This window comes from Vibrio sp. CyArs1 (genome assembly GCF_022432925.1).
Lineage (GTDB): Bacteria > Pseudomonadota > Gammaproteobacteria > Enterobacterales > Vibrionaceae > Vibrio > Vibrio mediterranei.
In genome coordinates this window covers 1-20,904 of record NZ_JAKRBO010000010.1, presented here as the reverse complement: position 1 = coordinate 20,904, position 20,904 = coordinate 1, and the positions used below count along the sequence as shown (strand labels likewise).

20 protein-coding genes, 1 tRNA gene and 3 rRNA genes are annotated in these 20,904 nt (G+C 44.5%); 4 read left to right on the top strand and 20 right to left on the bottom strand.

The window, feature by feature from the left end; genetic code table 11:
• Positions 1-56: 56 nt before the first annotated feature.
• Genes MMA19_RS22350 through gspC form a run of 12 tightly spaced genes read right to left on the bottom strand, consistent with a single transcriptional unit; the run spans position 57 to position 11,374 of the window.
• Positions 57-815: a type II secretion system protein N gene (locus tag MMA19_RS22350; RefSeq protein ID WP_171391871.1), complete on the bottom strand. Its 759-nt coding sequence runs from the start codon at positions 813-815 to the stop codon at positions 57-59.
• Complete coding sequence (locus MMA19_RS22345; RefSeq protein WP_031493654.1) at positions 816-1,310, bottom strand: type II secretion system protein M; 495 nt, start codon at positions 1,308-1,310, stop codon at positions 816-818.
• Positions 1,311-1,318: 8 nt separating this feature from the next.
• The gene (gene gspL / locus MMA19_RS22340; RefSeq protein WP_006073379.1) at positions 1,319-2,560 is read right to left on the bottom strand and encodes a type II secretion system protein GspL; all 1,242 of its coding nucleotides are present in this window, start codon (positions 2,558-2,560) and stop codon (positions 1,319-1,321) included.
• Positions 2,529-3,542: a type II secretion system minor pseudopilin GspK gene (gene gspK, locus MMA19_RS22335; RefSeq protein WP_038222770.1), complete on the bottom strand. Its 1,014-nt coding sequence runs from the start codon at positions 3,540-3,542 to the stop codon at positions 2,529-2,531. The genes gspL and gspK overlap by 32 nt, the downstream gene beginning before the upstream one ends.
• A gap of 8 nt (positions 3,543-3,550) precedes the next feature.
• Entirely contained in the window at positions 3,551-4,246 is a 696-nt protein-coding gene (gene gspJ, locus MMA19_RS22330) for a type II secretion system minor pseudopilin GspJ (RefSeq protein WP_063604260.1), read from the bottom strand.
• The gene (gspI, locus tag MMA19_RS22325) at positions 4,236-4,592 is read right to left on the bottom strand and encodes a type II secretion system minor pseudopilin GspI (protein WP_006073375.1); all 357 of its coding nucleotides are present in this window, start codon (positions 4,590-4,592) and stop codon (positions 4,236-4,238) included. The genes gspJ and gspI overlap by 11 nt, the downstream gene beginning before the upstream one ends.
• Complete coding sequence (gene gspH / locus MMA19_RS22320) at positions 4,576-5,181, bottom strand: type II secretion system minor pseudopilin GspH (protein WP_031494721.1); 606 nt, start codon at positions 5,179-5,181, stop codon at positions 4,576-4,578. Before gspH ends, gspI begins: the two co-directional genes overlap by 17 nt.
• A 50-nt stretch (positions 5,182-5,231) precedes the next feature.
• Positions 5,232-5,675: a type II secretion system major pseudopilin GspG gene (gene gspG / locus MMA19_RS22315; protein WP_240207277.1), complete on the bottom strand. Its 444-nt coding sequence runs from the start codon at positions 5,673-5,675 to the stop codon at positions 5,232-5,234.
• A 59-nt stretch (positions 5,676-5,734) separates the two neighbouring features.
• Positions 5,735-6,964 carry a type II secretion system inner membrane protein GspF gene (gene gspF / locus MMA19_RS22310; protein ID WP_038223887.1) on the bottom strand — a complete coding sequence of 410 codons (1,230 nt, stop codon included), beginning with the start codon at positions 6,962-6,964 and terminating at the stop codon, positions 5,735-5,737.
• Positions 6,965-8,458, bottom strand: a complete 1,494-nt coding sequence (gene gspE / locus MMA19_RS22305) for a type II secretion system ATPase GspE (protein WP_038223889.1) — start codon at positions 8,456-8,458, stop codon at positions 6,965-6,967. It lies immediately after the preceding gene.
• A gap of 2 nt (positions 8,459-8,460) precedes the next feature.
• Positions 8,461-10,485 (bottom strand): type II secretion system secretin GspD, encoded by a 2,025-nt coding sequence (gspD, locus tag MMA19_RS22300; protein ID WP_240207276.1) that lies wholly within the window; start codon positions 10,483-10,485, stop codon positions 8,461-8,463.
• A gap of 31 nt (positions 10,486-10,516) precedes the next feature.
• Positions 10,517-11,374, bottom strand: coding sequence for a type II secretion system protein GspC (gene gspC, locus MMA19_RS22295; RefSeq protein ID WP_240207303.1), 858 nt, complete (start codon positions 11,372-11,374; stop codon positions 10,517-10,519).
• 360 nt (positions 11,375-11,734) lie between these two features.
• Here gspC and hslR point away from each other — a divergent pair, with 360 nt between their 5' ends.
• The 4 genes from hslR to MMA19_RS22275 all read left to right on the top strand — a co-directional run bounded on the left by hslR (position 11,735) and on the right by MMA19_RS22275 (position 17,009).
• Complete coding sequence (gene hslR, locus MMA19_RS22290) at positions 11,735-12,121, top strand: ribosome-associated heat shock protein Hsp15 (protein ID WP_006073354.1); 387 nt, start codon at positions 11,735-11,737, stop codon at positions 12,119-12,121.
• Positions 12,122-12,136: 15 nt separating this feature from the next.
• Positions 12,137-13,012 (top strand): Hsp33 family molecular chaperone HslO, encoded by an 876-nt coding sequence (gene hslO, locus MMA19_RS22285; RefSeq protein WP_240207275.1) that lies wholly within the window; start codon positions 12,137-12,139, stop codon positions 13,010-13,012.
• 348 nt (positions 13,013-13,360) lie between these two features.
• A complete protein-coding gene (gene pckA, locus MMA19_RS22280; protein ID WP_240207274.1) occupies positions 13,361-14,989 on the top strand; it encodes a phosphoenolpyruvate carboxykinase (ATP) in 1,629 nt (542 codons plus the stop codon).
• A 109-nt stretch (positions 14,990-15,098) separates the two neighbouring features.
• Positions 15,099-17,009, top strand: a complete 1,911-nt coding sequence (locus MMA19_RS22275; RefSeq protein WP_240207273.1) for an AsmA family protein — start codon at positions 15,099-15,101, stop codon at positions 17,007-17,009.
• Positions 17,010-17,028: 19 nt separating this feature from the next.
• Here MMA19_RS22275 and MMA19_RS22270 read toward each other — a convergent pair whose 3' ends face one another.
• From MMA19_RS22270 to MMA19_RS22235, 8 genes are all read right to left on the bottom strand, one after another.
• Positions 17,029-17,949, bottom strand: a complete 921-nt coding sequence (locus MMA19_RS22270; RefSeq protein ID WP_006073348.1) for a bifunctional GNAT family N-acetyltransferase/hotdog fold thioesterase — start codon at positions 17,947-17,949, stop codon at positions 17,029-17,031.
• A gap of 37 nt (positions 17,950-17,986) precedes the next feature.
• A complete protein-coding gene (gene dtd / locus MMA19_RS22265; RefSeq protein WP_006073346.1) occupies positions 17,987-18,421 on the bottom strand; it encodes a D-aminoacyl-tRNA deacylase in 435 nt (144 codons plus the stop codon).
• Positions 18,393-19,340 (bottom strand): virulence factor BrkB family protein, encoded by a 948-nt coding sequence (locus tag MMA19_RS22260; protein WP_240207272.1) that lies wholly within the window; start codon positions 19,338-19,340, stop codon positions 18,393-18,395. Before MMA19_RS22260 ends, dtd begins: the two co-directional genes overlap by 29 nt.
• Before the next feature lie 14 nt (positions 19,341-19,354).
• Positions 19,355-19,912 carry an AAA family ATPase gene (locus MMA19_RS22255; RefSeq protein WP_124940507.1) on the bottom strand — a complete coding sequence of 186 codons (558 nt, stop codon included), beginning with the start codon at positions 19,910-19,912 and terminating at the stop codon, positions 19,355-19,357.
• 259 nt (positions 19,913-20,171) lie between these two features.
• Positions 20,172-20,287 (bottom strand): 5S ribosomal RNA (gene rrf / locus MMA19_RS22250).
• Positions 20,288-20,335: 48 nt separating this feature from the next.
• Positions 20,336-20,411, bottom strand: a tRNA-Thr gene (locus tag MMA19_RS22245).
• 63 nt (positions 20,412-20,474) lie between these two features.
• Positions 20,475-20,590 (bottom strand): 5S ribosomal RNA (gene rrf, locus MMA19_RS22240).
• Between the two features lie 126 nt (positions 20,591-20,716).
• Positions 20,717-20,904: ribosomal RNA gene (locus tag MMA19_RS22235) — 23S ribosomal RNA — on the bottom strand; the annotation flags it as partial.

Genomic DNA, 20,904 nt, shown 5'->3' with positions numbered 1-20,904 from the left:
GGAGGCTAAGCCTCCTTTTTAGTTGTTAACTCAACAAACAACTTCGTCTCCAGTTCCTAGAATCTTCCTTGATAATTAAAGGAATAACGACCTTGATTATCAGGGTTACCTAGCCAACTCAACTGCTGACGCATGGTCGCAGGGAAATCACCTTCCGGTTTAAACCACGCGCTGGATTGATATTGTCGGTTCGGCGTCAGCTGCCCTGAGAACTCACTAGAGACTTGCTTACTAGATTGACTGCCTTTCGCGGTTAATACACTGTCATTGCACGCCAAATCAACAATAGTCGGCCCGAAGCTTAAGCTGCCGACAGGGGTTTCAATATAGCCAGCACTCCATGACAGACTGCCCTCTCCCGTTCCACACCAAGGAGATTGGTATTGCAACGATTTGATCGCCAATTCAAGCTGCCCCCCAGCCGAAACAGGCACGGGCATAGGAGAGTATTGCAGAACGGTATCTGCCGGTATCGAAGCTAACAAGGTCTCCACGTAAGGCCCTGAGAAGCTAATACCGACATTCCCTTTCCCAGAGAGACCAAGAGCACTGCCTCGGCCAAACCTAACAGCATATTCTGGGGACAGAGTTAGCAAACTCGACCATGAGAAGGACCAGTTAAGCTCTCCTAATTGGTAGTTCTGAACTCGTACATTTTGAGCTCGCCCCTGCCAAACTGTTCCTTCTGCGCTATCAATAAACACACCTTGAGGCAACGGTGAGAAGCTCAATGCCACGCTCGCAGGCAAGTGATAGATAGCACTAGCGGTAAATACACTGGTGCAAAGTAACGCGTACTTAATGACTCGTTTCACTTAGCTACCTCTTTTAAATTGCAGACGGTTCACCTCTATCACACCACTCAAATCCGCCTTATCAATATCCATATTTTCCACTGTCACTCCGTGGTTTTCCTGTAAATAGAATAACCAATTTACGAAGAACTCAAACGGGATCGGTTTGATCCAGACTTGCAGCTGGTCGTTACGAGGCTGCATTCGAATCAACTCGACATTAAATCGATTTGTTGACGACGTGATAACCTGATTTAAAGGCTGCTTGGAGACAACCACACCGCCTGCACGACGTTTTTCAACGATGGTATCGGCTTGTTCACTTACCCAAGACAACAATTGACGCTCTGATTGAATGCGCATTTGAGCATTCTCAGTTCGCTGAGCAAACGGGGCGAGTATCCCCCAATAGATGATCCCAATAATGGCAACGACAGAACATGCCAAAACCAGTCGCTGTTCCCTTTGACTGATACTAAGCCACCAGCTTTGTGCGCTAAGTAGTAGACCTTTCATGATTAACCCTATTTTGCCTTCAACACAAAGTTACCCATCACCACTTCACCATTACGGTTAAGAGGACCTTGTGACACATCGAATTGCGTTTCCAGTTTTATTCTTGCCGCTTCAAAGCTTTCAAAATCCTTGCTGGTGACACTCATACGAACTTCATTGCGATTGCCATCAAAGGTAAAACTCTCAACTTGCATGCCATTCACTTGACCCACGGTGTCGGGCAATTTCGACAACCATTCCAACACAGACGCACTGGAGATATCGGAGCCACCTAATCGGCCTAGCTCATCTTGCATTTGTCTCTTCAGGTAGCTCACTGTAGGAATGCGTTTCTTATCTGGAAACACGCTTCGGAAAATACGTTCACTTTCCGCTCGGTAAGCTGCTGCCTGAGCTTCATACTGATTAACAAGCACTACTTGTTCCGCAATCAGAGCAACGATAAGTATTGAGGCCGCGATAGCTACTTTCTTCCAAACTTTCCAATGTTTTAAGAAAGAAGCTTTAGGTTTAAAGTCACCACTGAGTAAACTAAAGCCGCTATCCACCACTCCTTTTGAAAGTAGTGCCATGGCGGGTTCTGCTGGCAAAGTTTGCCATGAAACATGGTCAGAATACGAAGCAACAATCGTAGGTTCTTCTGAATAGCTCTCTACGACTACTACAGCAGACTCTTCTTGATCTTGCTGCTCCCGAGAGGATAAATAATCCGACTTAATAACCGCTTCAAGCCAGTTGTTATCAACCGTCATACCCGACCATTCAGAGGTACGAAACAGCCACTGCTCATCCATTTCAATCGCAGAAACATGTTGTGTCTTGGGCAAAGCTAAAACATCAGGAACGACCTTTTTAACTTCAATACCATGTTGCAAAAACGCCTCAAGCACATCAGATAAATAGCGCTTATCAACCGCACACACTGCCGCTTTGTCAGCGTGTTTATTAAGAATCGTAAAGTGAAGCTGCTCGACATCTTGAGCAATATCATCTTCTACAAGAAATGGCAGCATGGTTTCAAACTGCCTAGCTCCACCTGCAGGGATCTCAACTTGAGCGAAGTGAACATCCTGTGCACATAGCATAAGCATTGTGACACGCTGCTGCGCGTATTCCTTGATCTCTTCGAGCTGCGCTAAACTGTCAAGCACACCACTCGCTATCACTTCTTGCTGATTGGTCGACCAAACCGCCCAATGTACAGGGCTAGTCGGTTGACTATTCAGGCGAACGGTTAAAAACTCGCTCACGAAATCCTCCAAATCGACGGCGCACTACCGTCACATCTTGCCTATCTTGGCTAAAAAATAAGGTTCTTAATCGCAGTCTTGATTCGTCCACAACTACCTGCGCATCTAACTCAAAGTAAACACTGTCCACAGTCAGGAAAGGAGAACCTTGCTGCTTTGTATTGTCATCCACCGCACCCATTTGTGGCTCTGCTAAAAACTGATTCACACCAGACCACCCATCAAAGGGGCGATTTTCAATAAGCTGTTTGGCATTATCGACCGACAAATTCGGTGCAAATAACGCAGCGAGTAACGGTGCTTGCTCGACCGAAATCGTATTAACATTGAGCTGCCAACTGGATGTCGGTAACGCGCACACTAGTGGAGCAATTTTCAACATAGCTTCACCAGACATCTGATTAATTGCTCTCAGTTCAGAACTGTCGGCGATTAGACCATTAGCGGCAACATACGCTGGCGACAAAGACTCGTAGTAACTGTCTCCAACTCCAGACACGGAGCGAACAGTCGTTTCCTTATTGATAAACTCCCAAGTCGAATCAGCAATTTGTTCGGCTTGGTAATTCTCGACTTCACTTTCTTCCAGCAATCGCTGAAAGAAACGCACCAAAAATGGTTTAGTGGCGCTATTGGCATTCGGTGTCACATTCGCCAGAGCATTGACATTGAAGCATGACTGCATATCTCGAATGTAGCCAGTTGCTTGACCGTAATCGAGAGGATAAGTGCGTTCCTCAAGAGCCCAAGGTTGATTCAGATTAATACTGTCTTTGTTATCTTTGTAGCTCTCTTTTATCGCAACAGAGGCCAATGCCTCAACACCAATGGCATACCAATAGGCCTGTTGATAATTAACCTGATTCGATGCTCGAGTGAACTGACTAAACAAGCGCTCAGACATCGTAGCGGCTATTGATACCATGATGGCTAAAAGCAGCAGAATAACAATCAAGGCAACCCCTTTTTGGGAGTTAGGCATCACTCTCTTCACGAATTGCCTCCTTGGTTATTACCACCTTGATTCCCACTGCCATCTTGATTCCCATCACCATTATTAGGTGCCGATGACGCGTTAATGGTACCTGCAGGAGTCAGGTAAATCCTGGTTATCTCGCCATAATCTTCGAAGGTAAGCTTAATCTCCACAGCTAATGGCAGTGACAAGTCTGCTTGCCACTCTTTAAGCCACGTTTCCCCATTGTAAAAACGCATGTCAAAGTCTTCGACACCGCTAAAGATAGGGAGAACCACCGGAGGCTCGCCCACAGCCGTGTCAGGGTAGCGCCACCATACTCTTTCTAGTTTGCCCTGTTTTAGTCGATAGCCAATTTTCGCTACTTCACCTCGCGGAAATTGATTTTGCGGATTGAGCCACCCTAGACGAGTAAAAAGTAACCCTTTTCCTTCAGACTCCAATAAGTTTTGCTGCCACAAGATCAACCGATTTAACGGCGCCTCTCCCTCGTGTCTAAACTGCCTAAGTGCCATTTGCCTAAAGTCACTATCCAGATAGACAAACCCTCGCTGGATTTCTTGCAAACGAGCACTGCGCTCCTGCGAGAGTTCGTTACTTCGCTGAACTTGGTTAACCACTTGATAAGCAGCAACACTGAGACTTGCGAAGATGGCGATAGCCACTAATACTTCAATCAGTGTAAAGCCTTGAGAACGCTTACCTATCAACGTAGCTCCTCACCGTCACGATGGGACTGGCTTTTTTATCTAGTGCCACACTCACATCAACAGCTTTAAGTAAATTATCAGATGTTTTTACGGGAGTGACGCTCCAAAACCACTCGCGTCCCGCCAATTTCTCGCTCCCTTTTTGGGCTTTAAGCGCAGACGTATCCAGCATAACCTTGGCCATTTGATTATCCACCACCATTGCGGCAAAGGCTTTGTCTTCTAGATAGTTTAAGGTATTGATGTGCTGACTCACTGAACGAATGATCGCAATGGCCGCCGTTGCAAAGATAGCAAGGGCAATCAACACCTCAAGTAGGGTCATCCCTCTAGCGTTTGTTTTCATTCCAATCCTTGTCGTCCATTAGCTGCAACGAACCATTATCTTGGATTTGTACATACCAAGACTGCGCTTTAAGCGCTCGATTTACAGGCGCTAAAACAAAGGTTCCCGGCGTAATCTCTCCACTTGAAAGAATAAAAACTTGCGGCGGTTTTTCTGCTTTTTTCTTTTTCTCGACATCAGCAAACATATCTTCATCAAACAAAGTACCAGGTTCAAACAATCGGTCATCATTGCCCCAGACACCATTGCTTAAATCGAGTTTGACAGTCATCTCTTCTGGCAACGTGGTTTCTTCAGGAATCTGATTCAATGACACTCTTTGCCAACCGTCAGCTTGGAGCTCCAGAAACACATACTGCTTTTTATCTTCATCAACTCGTATTCCGAAGTCCTTTCCAGCTAACATGGCCTCTTCATTGAAGAGCTGAAGCCTTTGGAATAAGCGCTGAGCTTGTTGTTTCACTTGTTCGTCTTGCGGCTGAGGTAAGGTCGAAATGACTGCGACGGCACTGATGGATAACAGTACCAATACTAGGAGCACTTCCAGTAAGGTGAAGCCTTGATGATGTTGCCGTATGAGAGAACGCATGACATACCATTGAAAAAGGTAGGGCGAATACTCGCCCTACTGATTACCGATTACTGAAAGTCTTGAATATTCCAGTTGCCAATATCGGCTGCTGCGCCTTCACCACCCTCTTGACCATCAGCACCTAACGTAAAGATGTCGATAGTGCCTTTGTCACCAGGGCTCAAATATTGATAGTCATTGCCCCACGGGTCACTAGGTAAACGACGAATATAACCACCATCACGGTAATTACGCGGCTCAGGGTTACCCGGCTTAGTCACTAGCGCTTCCAGACCTTGATCCGTTGTTGGATAAACGCTGTTGTCTAACTTGTACATATCAAGCGCATTTTCTAACGCGACAATATCGGTAATGGCTTTTTGTTGATCCGCTTTCTCTTTGTTGCCTAATAGGTTAGGAACAACAAAGCTTGCCAAAATACCTAAGATAACGACAACCACCATTACTTCGAGTAACGTAAAGCCAGCCTGTTTTCTGTTTGTTTTTCTCATTTCTCACTCCAAAGAAAACGCCTCTAGACAGAGGGTTGTGATTTCATTATCTGATTAGATTATCCAGACATTAAATTGTTCATTTCTAAAATTGGCATCAATGTCGCCATTACGATAAATAGTACCAAGCCAGCCATCAATGCGATTAAGGCGGGAGTAAAAATTCCCAAAGCAATATTTATGGTCGATTCAAAGTTCTGATCTTGGTTATCAGCGGCACGCGTTAACATGCTTTCGAGCTCACCACTTTGCTCACCACTAGCAATCATATGCAGCATCATTGGAGGGAACAGTTTGGTTTGTTCCAGTGCTTTACGAAGACTTGCACCTTCGCGTACATTGTCGGCGGCATTAGAAACCTGCTTCTTAGCAAAATGATTGGTCATCACATCCACTGACACCTTCATGCCTTCAAGAATTGGAATTGCGCTCGAGGTACAGATTGCCAATGTTCTAGCAAAGCGAGAGGTATTAAGACCACGTGCTATTTTGCCAATCAACGGGAGATTAAGCACCTTGGTATCCCAACTCATTCGTATTGCTGGTCTTTTCAATGCAGCTTTGAATAGGTAAAACAACACCAGAAATACCGCGACAACGACAATGCCCCATTGCTGCACAAAGTCACTGGAAGAAAGCAAGAATTGAGTCGATTTAGGCAACTCTTGTCCCATTTGGACAAACTGACCGACGATTTTGGGTACCACGGCTGCTAGAAGGAACGCCACAATGGCGACGGCAAACACCACCAGCACCACTGGGTAGATCATTGCTTGTTGTAGTTTGGAACGAAGTTTTTGACGGTTCTCAGCGTAATCAGCTAAACGTTCAAGGATAGAGTCTAGATGGCCCGACTTTTCGCCAGCCGCAACCATGGAACGAAATAGCTCATCAAAGATATGCGGATACTCCGCCAAACTGTCTGACAAGGTATAACCTTCGGTGACTTTAGAGCGTATTGCAGCAAGCATACTGCGAATTCGTGGCTTCTCTGATTGCTCTGAAACCGCTTTTAAACACTCTTCTAACGGCATGCCCGATTGAACTAGCGTCGATAACTGACGTGTAATAAGCGCTAAATCAGGCGTACTGATACCACGCTTAAAGGCTGGTTTTGACGTTTCACCATTGGCACTTTTGCTTGACTTACCTTTCGCTTCGACAATATCGATAGGAATCATGCCTTGCTCTTTCAGGCGTAAGCGAGCTTGGCGAGCATTATCTCCCTCAACTAACCCTTTTACTTGCTTTCCTTTGGCATTCAGAGCCTTATATTCAAACGCTGCCACTTACGCTTCCTTGGTCACACGCATGACTTCTTCAAGAGAGGTAATTCCATGCTTCACTTTATGGAAACCGTCATCTCGTATACTCGGAGTATGTGAGCGTACTGCTTTTTCAATCGCCTGCTCGCCTGCTTCATCATGAATAAGGGTCTGTACTGTTTCATCAACCATCAAGAGTTCGTGGATACCAGTACGTCCACGATAACCTTTGTGGTTACACTTCTCACAGCCGACAGCTTTATGTAATACCAGCTCTTCATGCTCGGCCAGCCCGAATAACTGCTTAGTAGCGCCATCCGCTGCATAAGGTGCTTTACAGTCATTACATAAGGTACGGACCAAGCGCTGCGCTAGAACGCCGAGTAGAGAAGAGGAAATCAGAAACGGTTCAATGCCCATATCACGCATTCGCGTAATCGCACCAACAGCCGTATTAGTGTGCAGTGTCGACATCACCAAGTGACCAGTTAATGAGGCTTGAACAGCAATTTGGGCCGTTTCAAGATCTCGAATCTCACCCACCATCACCACGTCGGGGTCTTGACGTAGAATGGCACGCAAGCCTCGAGCAAAGGTCATGTCTACTTTGGGGTTAACCTGCGTCTGACCGATACCATCAATATCAAATTCAATAGGATCTTCAACGGTCAGTATGTTGCGCTCATTACTGTTGATCTCTTGCAGACCTGCATACAGAGTCGTGGATTTACCAGAACCAGTTGGACCGGTCACCAAAATGATGCCATGTGGCCTCTTAATCAGGTGTCTAAAGTTTTCATGGTTGGCTGCTGTCATACCTAAACTATGCAAATCTAGACGCGTCGCGTTTTTATCTAGTAGACGCATCACCACTCGCTCACCATGTGACGATGGCATCGTAGAGACACGAACGTCTACCGCTCTACCACCAATACGCAATGAAATACGGCCATCTTGGGGAACTCGCTTCTCCGCAATATCCAGCTTAGCCATAACTTTGACACGTGATACCAACAGCGGTGCCAACTTACGACTTGGCGCCAACACATCACGCAGTACCCCATCAATACGAAATCGAATCGACAGTACTTTTTCAAAGGTTTCAATATGAATATCCGAGGCGCCTTCTTTGATGGCCTCGCCAAGCATGGCGTTGATTAGCTTGATTATCGGCGCATCGTCATCCGACTCCAACAAATCTTCATCTTGTGGCAACTCCTCTGCTAAAGAGAAAAAGTCATCACTGTCAGCACCAATATCTTCCATTAACTGACGAGCCTCAGACGAGTCGCGCTGATAAGCTTGAGTAAGCTTTGAATCAAACTCCTCAGAAGAAAGAGCATGTAAGGAAAAAGGCTGACGAAACACTCGCTTAACTTCTTGCAATGCATTCAACGCCAGCGGCTCTACATAGTAGAGCACGGCGTCTGACTCTAGAGACTCGAACACTACCTTAAAGCGATTAGCAAAGCTAAACGGCAGGCGAGTCACCAAAGGGCGCTGTTGGATAGTGTCCATAATTACTTCGCTTCTACCTGATCAAAGAATGCTTGAATTTCAGATGGGTAGCGCGTGGTATTATTGAACTCAGGTAATACTGGAATGTAGCCGTCATCCATCAGCTTCAAGCCTTTATCCGCCTTGAATAACTGCTCTGCACGAATGTAGTTATATTTACGCTGAGTGATACCATCAGACGTCATGCCATCACGGATAATCGTCGGCTTAATGAAGACCATGAGGTTCTTTTTCTCAACCGTTGTACTGGTGGAAGTGAACAAACGACCCAGATATGGGATATCCCCGAGGAAAGGAACTTTCGACTCACTTTCAGCGGCACGTTCATCAATCAAACCACCCAATACCAGCATCTGACCATCTTGGATCATCACCGAAGTGTTAAGCTGACGCTTAGCAAAACGCACATCTACCGCACCATTAGCACCAAGAACATTGGAAACTTCTTGCTCAATATTAAGCTGAACCGAGTTACCTTCGTTGATCTGTGGGACGACTTTAAGCTTGATACCTACTTCTTTACGGTCAACCGTTTGGAATGGATTGCTGTTGTTTGAGCCAGCTGTCGAACCGGTCAATACTGGCACTTCTTCACCAACGATAAACGACGCTTCGCCGTTATCCATAACAGTAATGCTAGGAGAAGACAGAATGTTTGAGTTGGAGGTACTGGAAACTGCTGTAATAAGAGCAGTCCAATCGCCAAGAGCAATACCCACAGCAGCACCTTGGACACCGCTGAGTGCGCTAGCAAGCTTGGTATAGTCACCTGTGGTTTTGGTTTCAACGTTGTACGGCGTTCCATCCGCTCTATAACGAGTTTCTGTTGTGGTCTTGTCTTTGGCTTCTTCCATACCAACCATAACATTGCCGATAGAAGCTCCCGTATTGGAAAACTGAACCACACTACCCGCCGAGGCATTACCCCATTGCACGCCAAGGTTAGCGCCATCAACGTCGGCAAGCTCAACAATCAGCGCTTCAATTAGAACCTGCGCACGACGAATGTCTAGCTGCTTAATGATCTCAAGCAGGGCTTTCATAATGTCTGGCGGAGCAGTAATCACAAGCGCGTTGGTATCAGGGTGCGCACTGATCATCACTTCAGAGCGGTTTGCTCCACTGCCTGAGGTAGAGCCAGACTGCTTCTCTTTCTGAAGGTTATCAGACACCCCTTTTAGGACATCCACAAGTTCTTCAGCTTTGGCATATTTAAGATACTGAACTCGGTTGTTGCCTTTGGTTGCCATCTCAACATCAAGTTGATTAATCAAACGACGTAGACGCTCACGAACTTTAGGGTCACCAGAAATCAGGATAGAGTTAGTTCGTTCATCCGCCACCAGCTTAGGTTGTAAGAGTGCTGGGGTATTTTTAGCGTCCGTCGTCTTATTTAAAGCATCAACAATACGAACCATTTCAGCGGCCGAAGCGTTCTTTAATTCAACCACTTCAACTTCTTTATCGCCTGCTTGGTCTACACGGCGAATAATATCTGCTAGGCGATTAACAACGGCGGCACGGCCGGTAATAAGAATGATGTTCGCAGGGTCATAATGAACCACATTACCTGCACCAGCATTATCATTTAGCTGGCGCAACAAAGGAGAAAGCTCTCTTACCGAAACATTCTTCACCGCGACCACACGTGTCACGACACTGTCTCCTGTGACGTTATCGGAATCACCAACTACGGGAATCGCCGAGGTCTTGGCATCTTTTGCTTTGATAACCTTCAAAATGCCATTGTCCATCTCTACGACAGCGAAACCATAGACTTCTAAGACATTAAGAAAAAAGCTGTAATATTGCTCTTCATTTAGAACATCATAGCTACGCACATCGACTTTACCGCGCACTGACGGATCAACAATGATGGTCTTATCGAGGTTGCGTCCAACGATATTGATAAACTCATGTAGGTCAGTTCCCTTGAAACTGGCACTGAATTCATTGGCTGATACCGTTGGCGCAGCCATCAGGCTCCCCATCAATAACCAGGTACTTGTTTTAAGCCAACTTTTCACTTGTTGCTCCCTTGTAATGCCTTAAGCATAACTAAAACTGAATGAATATGTCATGTTGTTGCCCGTCACGCTCTACCGTTAGATTGAGTTCGGTAAGCTCGGAAATAGACTGATAAATTTTCCCCATAGCAGCAGGATCAGTGAGATCGGCACCATTAAGTGCAACAGCAATATCACCATTTTGAAGTCCTACGGCGTTAAACAGCTCTGGATCTCGTCCAGGACTGACTCGGTAACCTTTTACCTGACCATCTCTTTTCACTTGAGAAAGTCGGACATACTGAAAAATCTGTTGTGGATCTTGAGTAATCGTTCTGCGAATCGCTGTCAGCTTTTCTTCTGAATCAATAGGGTTATTTCCCGCAATATTTGAGGCTGCCACTTGTGGCGCCGTCTTCAACTCAAGTTTTTTATATTCCAAGCCTTCTAACATCACCGTCTCATCACGTCCGGAGTTGGAAATAATGATTCGGTCAATCATCACGGCGCTCACCGTCGCTCGCGTGCCTTCAATCTGTTCTCCAATCCCATACGTTCCTTGCTTGCCACGATTGGCAACCACCGCAAGACTCAAGTTAGGATTACTACTTACTACCGAGCCGACTAAAACCACATTCAAACGTGTTTTAGGTGCATCAGTCACCACTGGCGCCTGTACTACTTTTTGCTCGCGATTGTACCGTCCAAAGATATTGGCTTTGTTGATATCGGAAGAGTGTAAATTATTAGATTGAGTTTGCGCTTGGTTATTAACAGCAACGGGCGCAACCCATTGACTAACAGAATGAGTTTGAGGAAACAATTGCCATAGTAAAACGCCAGCAATCCAAGCGGACACCGCTAACATGGTTAGAGTAAGCGTTAGGCTAATTTGAGATTGATACTGCAGACAACGACGAAAAAATGAAGATATAGAAGCGGTGTTGATACTCGCAGCCGATATGGATATTCCTTTCACTCTCCTAACTTCCTGCCCTACTAAACATTTACTGACTGTGTAATTAATTGTTATTGCTAAATTATCAGCAATCGTTTTTTATATGGTTAATCATCTGACTATAGCATAACTACTATGACTGTAGTGCAATCCGCAGAATGGGGTTGAAATAATTAGATCTAAACTCCATTTAGAGGAATATTAGCATGATAAACCTATCAGCAGCTCTCCTCAATTTGTCAGTAATTACTTAAAACTGTCAGGTTATTGAGCACAAGAGCACTGATATTGAGTTAGATAGCAGGATTCAGTATGAGTTCCGAAGAAAAAGCCGTTCGCCTCGATAAATGGCTGTGGGCCGCCCGCTTTTACAAGACAAGAAGCATCGCTCGCAACATGGTCGATGGTGGCAAAGTCCACTATAATGGACAACGTTCTAAACCAAGTAAAATTGTAGAATTAGGCGCTGTCATCGCCCTCAGACAAGGCAATGAAGAAAAGACAGTGACTATTGAGCGTATTTCAGATCAACGCAGAGGTGCACCGGAAGCCCAAACTCTCTACTCAGAAACATCAGAGAGTATTGCCAAACGAGAAGATAACGCGTTGCGCAGAAAACTAAATGCTCACAACCCAAGCCCTGAGCGTCGACCTGACAAAAAACAGCGTCGCGACATTATTAAGTTTAAACATCAATAAGCTGGAGTTTCCTAAATGGCTAACAACACATTAAATCGCTACCTCTTTGAAGAGCTATCAGTGCGCGGAGAGCTCGTGCAATTGGATAGCGCCTATCAGGAGATACTATCCAGCAAAGAATACCCAGCTCCACTGCAAACTCTTCTAGGTGAGTTGCTTGTTGCGACAAGTCTACTAACTGCTACGTTGAAGTTCGAAGGTTCAATTACCATGCAGTTGCAGGGTGATGGCCCAGTTTCCTTAGCGGTAATTAATGGAGACCACAACCAAAAACTACGTGGTGTTGCTCGCTGGGAAGGTGATATTGCTGATGATGCTTCAATCCACGACATGATGGGTAAAGGCTACCTAGTTATCACCATTACTCCAAATCAAGGTGAACGCTATCAAGGCGTTGTCGGATTGGAAGGTGACAATTTGTCAGAGGTGCTAGAGGGCTATTTCGAGCGTTCTGAACAGTTGAAGACTCGTTTATGGATCCGTACTGGTGAAGTTGATGGTCACAAGCATGCGGCAGGTATGCTGCTTCAGGTTATGCCTGATGGTACCGGCTCTCCAGAAGATTTCGAGCATCTAGAGCAGCTCACGAATACTGTAAAAGATGAAGAGTTATTTGGTTTAGAAGCCAATGAATTGCTCTACCGTCTATATAACCAAGATAAAGTACAGCTATTCGAACCAAAAGAAGTGGAATTTTTCTGCGGTTGTTCTCGTGAACGTAGCGGCGCAGCTATCGTCACTGTCGCTCAGGAAGAAATATTTAACATTTTGGCTCAAGATGGCGAAGTTGCCCTACACTGTGATTACTGTGGTTCAACCTACGCTTTTGACGAACCAGAGATCAAAGCACTTTACGCAGATGCCCAACCGGATAACAAGACCGTACACTAATTTTTAGAGTGTAAAAATGAATAAAAGCCAGATCAGATGTGATCTGGCTTTTTTTGTTCGTTTTATTTAACAAATACGCAAATTATTAATGCAAATGCACTAACAAAAGACGTAAATCATGTGTTACATTTGATCTAACGCAAAGGTTTGCTTTGGGGAGAATTAGCCTAATTTCAATATGTGACAAAACACTTAAAACCATCAATAACTGATGAATAATTTTTGAACTATATCCCTGTTTTCTCGGGTCGCCGTTGCTAGCATGGAGTTCAAAATAAAAAACAAATAATAAATAACGAATTACAAAAAAATTTTAAAATCCCTACAAAAATCCAATAAGGAGCACCTATGACCGTTATGGACATTAATAAGGCTGCACAAATCGATCTTACCAAGTACGGAATCACTGGCGTAATTGACATTGTACGCAACCCAAGCTACGAACAGTTATTTGAAGAGGAAACTCGCGAAGGTCTAGAGGGCTACGAAAAAGGCATAGTCACTGAACTTGGCGCCGTCGCTGTAGATACGGGTATCTTTACTGGTCGCTCACCAAAAGACAAATTTATCGTTAATGATGACACCACTCGCGACACCATGTGGTGGACATCCGATAAAGTCAAAAATGACAACAAACCTATGTCTAAAGAGGCATGGGATGACCTCAAACTACTCGTTACAGGTCAACTTTCTAACAAACGCCTATTCGTCATTGACGGATATTGCGGTGCGAACCCAGACACTCGACTCTGCATTCGTATTATCACAGAAGTGGCTTGGCAGGCTCACTTCGTTAAAAACATGTTCATCCGTCCAACAGAAGAAGAGCTCGCTACGTTTGAGCCAGACTTCGTTGTCATGAATGGTGCTAAGTGCACTAACCAAAAATGGGAAGAACAAGGACTCAACTCTGAAAACTTCACTGTATTCAACCTAACGGAAAGAATGCAGCTTATCGGCGGTACTTGGTACGGCGGTGAGATGAAGAAAGGTATGTTCGCAATGATGAACTACTTCCTTCCTCTAAAAGATATCGCATCCATGCACTGTTCTGCGAATATGGGCGAAGAAGGTGATGTGGCTGTCTTCTTTGGCCTATCAGGTACAGGTAAAACAACGCTATCAACCGATCCAAAACGCGCACTGATCGGTGACGATGAGCACGGTTGGGATGATGACGGTATATTCAACTACGAAGGTGGTTGTTATGCGAAAACAATCAACCTTTCGAAAGAAGCTGAGCCAGACATCTACAACGCGATTCGTCGAGATGCACTATTAGAGAATGTTACTGTTCGCAACGATGGTTCTATCGACTTTGATGATGGTTCGAAGACAGAGAACACTCGTGTCTCGTACCCACTTCACCATATCGAAAATATCGTGAAGCCAGTATCGAAAGGTGGTCATGCGAACAAAGTCATCTTTTTGTCAGCAGATGCGTTCGGTGTACTTCCACCAGTTTCTAAATTGACACCTGAGCAAACTAAGTACCATTTCCTTTCAGGCTTTACAGCGAAGTTAGCAGGTACTGAGCGTGGTATCACAGAGCCAACACCAACATTCTCAGCATGTTTCGGGGCAGCATTCCTAACGCTACACCCAACTAAGTACGCAGAGGTTCTAGTGAAGCGTATGGAAGCAGCAGGCGCAGAAGCTTACCTTGTGAATACTGGTTGGAATGGCAGTGGTAAACGTATCTCGATTCAAGATACACGCGGTATCATTGATGCGATTCTAGATGGCTCTATTGAACAAGCAGAAACGAAGACTATTCCTGTGTTCAATCTAGAGGTACCGACTTCGCTTCCAGGCGTTGACCCAACTATCTTGGACCCAAGAGACACTTATGTAGATCCACTACAATGGGAGAGCAAAGCCGAAGATCTAGCGAAACGCTTTATCAATAACTTCGACAAGTATACTGATAATGCAGAAGGTAAATCATTGGTAGCCGCTGGCCCTCAATTGGACTAATTGTTAGATAAACGTTCAATTTTTTAACTCTAGCCCCTCTTTTTGAGGGGCTTTTTCGTGTTTTTCACGCTAAATTATTGTTTATGTTGGAAGGTAGGAAAATAAATTCGTGATAAGAAAGATAATTGCGCTTTGGATAGCATTGCTTGCACTTGGCTTACTTTCAGTTTTGATCGTTTTTGGTGTCTTGCATACACAGTATGCCAAACCAATTATCACTTATGCTCTGCAGCAAACATTGAACATAAAAGTGGATAGTGAGGCGATAAGTTATCACTACCCTAATAGAATCGATTTTTCGAATGCCAACTTTTCAAAGGCTGAGCACGATTCCATTAGTGTCAACAAACTATCAGTGTGGTTTTCACTACCAACGTCGACTTCTAAGTGGCTACACATTAACGAGTTGTATGTTAGTGGTGCCAATCTATCAAACCTTACTCTGAGCCTAAATGCATTAGCTGATTACCAGATCAACAACATCGCTCTCGATCATGTGGATTATTCTGGACACAACGTGATCATCAATGATCTGCAGCTCCAACTAAGAAACCTAGAGGTAGGTACATCAATCGAAAGTACTAGAGCAGACTTTCAAGTTCGTGCTTCCCAGGTCTACTATCAAGGTGAAGCTATTGATGAGCTTCTCCTTGATGGTTCCCTTGCTGGCGACAACACGAAAATCTACGGTGCCTCATTCACGTGGAAAAAGGCGCAAGTTACCACTCAAGCGCAAATTGAGAATGGTCATTGGTCTTTAGTCAACACCACTATCAACAAGCTAAAATTTGATTTGTCAGGACTCAGCCAAGGACCGTTAAGTTCACTCACTTCTGTGATTGGCCATATTAACAGTTTGGATCTTTTAAACTCTGATATTACCTACCAGGGAGCGCATGCAGAAAACGTTAGTGCGTCGTTAGAAAACATCGACCTCACTCGCTCGATATGGACACAAAGTCAAGCGTATCTCTCGCTCGATGCTGACAAGCTTCAATGGCAACAGTTTGATTTCATTGAGCCGACTCTAGAACTCAGCTTTTCACCAAATAAACTCGACATCAAAGATCTCGATACCAACCTTGAACAAGGTCGGATTCAAATAGCAGGTACGTTAACTCCAAATTCAATAGCATTGAACAAAGTCGATTTAGATGGCATCAAGTATTACCAAGAACAACAAAATCACTCTTTAACGGATCTGTTTACTCACTTGCATCTCAGCGATCTTAAACAGCTCTCTATCGACTCGCTGAATATCAACCGTAGTCAATGGATTCAACTTGCTCGAAAGCCTTATTGGCAAGTCACAGGTCTAAACCTACAAGCTGAAGATCTACTTATCAAAAAAGATTATCGTTGGGGCTTTTGGCAGGGAAGCGCTATTGCGTCAGCCAATAGCGCTAGTATCGATAAAACAATCGCCAACCAAGTGGCCGTTGAAACCAAAAGCACTGATGGAAAGTGGCAACTCAACCGGCTGTTTATCCCTTATGACAAAGGATACATCAGCGCCTCAGCAGAACTTGACTTTGCTGCGCCAAGTCAGCCTTTACGAATTGATGCTGAAGCATATTCAGCCCCTGTCGAGCTACTCAATTACTTAACTGACAGTAAACAAATACAAATTTCCGGCTTAGCCGATGTGGCGCTGTCAGTAAATGCTCTTACGGCAGACAAGTTATCGTTACAGCACACTTTATCAGGCACTCTTGAAGCCAATTTCTACAACACTCAAATGACAACTGAAGAAACCGATACTTATAACGTTTCTCTATCGCCATTTAAGTTAAGTGCAGATAGAGGGCAGCTGACCCTTGCCGCATTCGAGGTCTCGAGCCAAGAGTGGAATGGAAAAGCAGAGAGCACTATCGACCTGAGAAAGGACCCACTACATTCACTTCAATTAACATTGCACTTCGAGTGCGGCTCTCAATATCATGTTGAGTTGTTGACTGGTCACATCGAGCTTGAAGAAGTGGAATGTGCAGATCAAAAAAAGCAGCAGGTTCAACCATAACCTGCTGCGATTAAGATTATTATGTGGAAAGTAGCGTGTCTTTATAGTTTGGTAGCAGCATATAAGTACCAACAAACTCGACGGCAGGCACATCTCCACTGTAGATCGTAACATTGATGATGATGCGCGCCTTTCTACCAGTTGCCAATCGGTCTAAGTCGCCACTGATACCATCAAGAGAAGTCACCGATACTGGACTCATTTCTACGGGATGACGATAACGAATGCTACTGTCTGCCAACACGATATCAGCATGTAAACCTCGCTCACGCATCAAGAGCCATGTCATCCCCCATCCTGTTAATGTCGCAAGAGTAAAGGCAGAACCGGCAAACATTGTATTGTGTGGATTGAGGTTAGGATTTAGTTGGGCGCCACATTCAAAGCGGTAACCAGTATATTGGTTAATCTTAATACCCATTTTGTCACTGATTGGTATCTGTTGCTCCCAACGCTCTTGCAGCTCAGCACACCATTCAGGTCTTCTTAATACTTTAGCCAAAGGGTCAAGCTGTTTAACCATTTGTAGGTGACGAACAGGACCTTTCTGATCATTAAGTTCACCTTGGCTAGTGAATCCATTTTTCTCGTAGAATGAAATTGCATCTTCGCGGGCATTACAAACTAGGCGCTTCACCCCTTCTTGACGTGCAAATGATTCCAATGCTACTAAAACAAGAGAGCCCATCCCTTTATCACGGCGATTGCTTTTTACCGCCATATAACGAATTTGGCCTTCGTTATCAGGCGTAATGTATAAACGTCCGATAGCCATAGGTCTTCCTCGACCATCCACTATCATACGGTGATGACTCATTTCATCGTATTCATCACGTTCAGAACCGACTGGTAGTCGCCACGGCTCTCTTAGCATCTGCCATCTAAATTGGTAGTACTTAGCTAACTGGTTGTCAGTTTTAGGAGTAATAAGCTTAAACATAGATATCCTTTCGCATGCAAACTAATGCTCTACTCGATTATACTTGTAGCCAGAAGGTAACAGGCCCATCATTGACTAATGATACTTTCATATCAGCAGCAAAACGGCCGCGTTCAGTCGGTAAAACTTCAGAACAATGATCTGAAAAGTAATCATACAGACGCTCTGCATCAGTAGGATGAGCCCCTCGCGAAAACCCAGCTCTTGTTCCCTTCTTAGTATCCGCAGGTAAGGTAAACTGCGATACGACTAAAACACTACCACCGACTTGTTTGACGTTGAGATTCATTTTTCCGTCTTCGTCTTCAAAAACACGGTATGTCGTGACTCGCTCGACCAAACGTTTTGCTTTCGCTTCATCGTCGTCTTTTTCTACACCAAGTAGCACTAATAAACCTTTACCGATCTCTCCGACGACTTCGCCGTCTACTTTTACCGCCGATTCACTCACTCTTTGAATTAGTGCTATCACTTATGGTTTCCTTGTTATCACGCATTTCAGTCACAGCTTCAGATTGTAACATGCCCGAATCGGGTAGCCAGTGTTCTTTCTCCCCCATCGCAGCCGTGAACTCCGCACCGATAAGTACAATAAACCAACACAAATAGATCCACAGGAATAAGATTGGTATCGCCGCTAAAGCACCATAGATAAGCTGATATGACGGAAACTGTGTGATGTAATAAGCAAACCCCTTTTTGCTTATTTCAAACAATAAGGTAGCGACTATTGAGCCAACAACAGCATGACTGAAGTGTACTTTTTTGTTTGGAACTAACATGTACAGCCCGATAAACGCAAAGAACGCCATTATTGCTGGTAACCATGCGATGAAGAGGCTAAAAGCACCGCTAACCATATTATGTTCTAGAGCTTTCAAAGAGGTCACATAGGAAGTACCAACTATACTTGCGCCGATTAAAATTGGTCCAAGGGTTAGTATCATCCAGTACATGGAAAATGAAAAAACCATGCGGCGTTTAACTCTGACTCGCCAAATATAGTTGAGATTCTTATCAATATTAGAAATCAACATGAGTGCCGCGATAAATAAGAAAGCACTACCTATTGCCGTCATTTTACCGGTATTTGATACAAACTCGACTAACGCAGAGTACACAGCATCTCCGGCAGCAGGAACAAAATGCTGAATAATGAAGTCTTGAAGCACTTCTCCTGTATTAGAAAAAACAGGAAATGAGGACAGTACGGAAAGCAGTACCGTCAAAAGAGGGACGATTGATAGTAAAGTGATATAAGCAAGATAACCTGCATTCACATTAATCCTATCGTGAGACATTCTTTGGGCTAAATAACGGGAGAAATTTAAGGTTTCTTGCCCAACAAATAACAGTCTCTTAATAACCACATCTGGGCTTTTGATTGGCATCTAATTAATCCTTGCTATGCTGTCTGGCCCAAATGAGCATAAGACTCGGCCAAAACAAACTCTACTCGTTGCTCTAGTTTTAAAAAAGGCACTGATATACAGCGGTATCCTAGAGACTGGTATTGTTCTATCAATTGTCGATGAATCTCTAATGCTTCTTCAAACGGATAAGGTCGAACGTCATCTTGAACGTATGTATCAGTGTTAGGTTCGCAAGTAAAAACTAGGGCCTGATATCCTAGCTTAGCTTGTTCAGTTACTCTTGGCGGAATCGACTCGTTTCCAAAGGTTAAGTAGGCACATATATCCGGAATAGCACGATCCAAAAAGCTCAGTTGTTCACTTGTCGACGCTACCTGCTTTTGATTCATCATATCCTTAAAGCATAGTTCAGCAAAAGCAGCTAATTGATTCCAAGGAAGTATTCCATTTTCTAGTTTCGACTGTTCTTCAATAAGCTTTCTCGGTACTTCTTCAAACGTCTTACAATCACGAGCAGCTAAAGCATCAAGCAGTGTTGTCTTACCAGACCCTGGCCCGCCTGTAATAATAAAGGGACTATGTCGTTCCATCGTAATCTTGCTAGTAGGTAAAGATAGTAACGAGTCTAACACTGTTTTGATGTGATAAAAGATGGCAGTTTGAAGAAGGTGGACGGAATTAAATAATAGATCCAAACATTACTACAACTGTAGCGAAAGGAAATAGGTAACAAAGCACTATAGTAAATGCGGAAACGTGGAATTAAAGCTTGGTAATATCCTACGGTGCGACGATCTACAAGCAACACATACGAAAACGCCCCAGCAAATGCTGAGGCGTGGAAATAAAGCTTGGCGATGTCCTACTCTCACATGGGGAAGCCCCACACTACCATCGGCGCTATTGCGTTTCACTTCTGAGTTCGGCATGGAATCAGGTGGGTCCACAATGCTATGGTCGCCAAACAAAATCTTGCTTGGGTTCACCTTGCTCTGCAAGATGACTCTAAATACTGGTGCTGATACCCAGACTCGAACTGGGGACCTCATCCTTACCAAGGATGCGCTCTACCACCTGAGCTATATCAGCATAGTGGTTGTCCTTCAGGACTAAAAAAGCCCGTCTTTTCAAACGGGCTCTTTCAAATTTAAAGCCTGGCGATGTCCTACTCTCACATGGGGAAGCCCCACACTACCATCGGCGCTATTGCGTTTCACTTCTGAGTTCGGCATGGAGTCAGGTGGGTCCACAACGCTATGGTCGCCAAGCAAATTCTGCTTTTACTTTCAGCTTTTATTAAAAACTGAAGGCAAAAATCTGGAAAACTGATTTAAAAGTCTATATACACATTCAAAGTTCTTGCTTTGAGTCCATCAAAACCCTTTGGGTGTTGTATGGTTAAGCCTCACGGGCAATTAGTACAGGTTAGCTCAACGCCTCACAACGCTTACACACCCTGCCTATCAACGTTCTAGTCTCGAACAACCCTTTAGGACACTTAAAGTGCCAGGGAAGACTCATCTCAGGGCTCGCTTCCCGCTTAGATGCTTTCAGCGGTTATCGATTCCGAACTTAGCTACCG

Coding starts and splice junctions, on each gene's coding strand:
- MMA19_RS22345 (WP_031493654.1), bottom strand. CDS start 1,310: ATGAAAGGTCTACTACTTAGCGCACAAAGCTGGTGGCTTAGTATCAGT.
- gspK (WP_038222770.1), bottom strand. CDS start 3,542: ATGCCTAACTCCCAAAAAGGGGTTGCCTTGATTGTTATTCTGCTGCTT.
- gspI (WP_006073375.1), bottom strand. CDS start 4,592: ATGAAAACAAACGCTAGAGGGATGACCCTACTTGAGGTGTTGATTGCC.
- gspH (WP_031494721.1), bottom strand. CDS start 5,181: ATGCGTTCTCTCATACGGCAACATCATCAAGGCTTCACCTTACTGGAA.
- gspG (WP_240207277.1), bottom strand. CDS start 5,675: ATGAGAAAAACAAACAGAAAACAGGCTGGCTTTACGTTACTCGAAGTA.
- gspE (WP_038223889.1), bottom strand. CDS start 8,458: ATGGACACTATCCAACAGCGCCCTTTGGTGACTCGCCTGCCGTTTAGC.
- hslR (WP_006073354.1), top strand. CDS start 11,735: ATGAGTTCCGAAGAAAAAGCCGTTCGCCTCGATAAATGGCTGTGGGCC.
- hslO (WP_240207275.1), top strand. CDS start 12,137: ATGGCTAACAACACATTAAATCGCTACCTCTTTGAAGAGCTATCAGTG.
- pckA (WP_240207274.1), top strand. CDS start 13,361: ATGACCGTTATGGACATTAATAAGGCTGCACAAATCGATCTTACCAAG.
- MMA19_RS22270 (WP_006073348.1), bottom strand. CDS start 17,949: ATGTTTAAGCTTATTACTCCTAAAACTGACAACCAGTTAGCTAAGTAC.
- MMA19_RS22260 (WP_240207272.1), bottom strand. CDS start 19,340: ATGCCAATCAAAAGCCCAGATGTGGTTATTAAGAGACTGTTATTTGTT.
- MMA19_RS22255 (WP_124940507.1), bottom strand. CDS start 19,912: ATGGAACGACATAGTCCCTTTATTATTACAGGCGGGCCAGGGTCTGGT.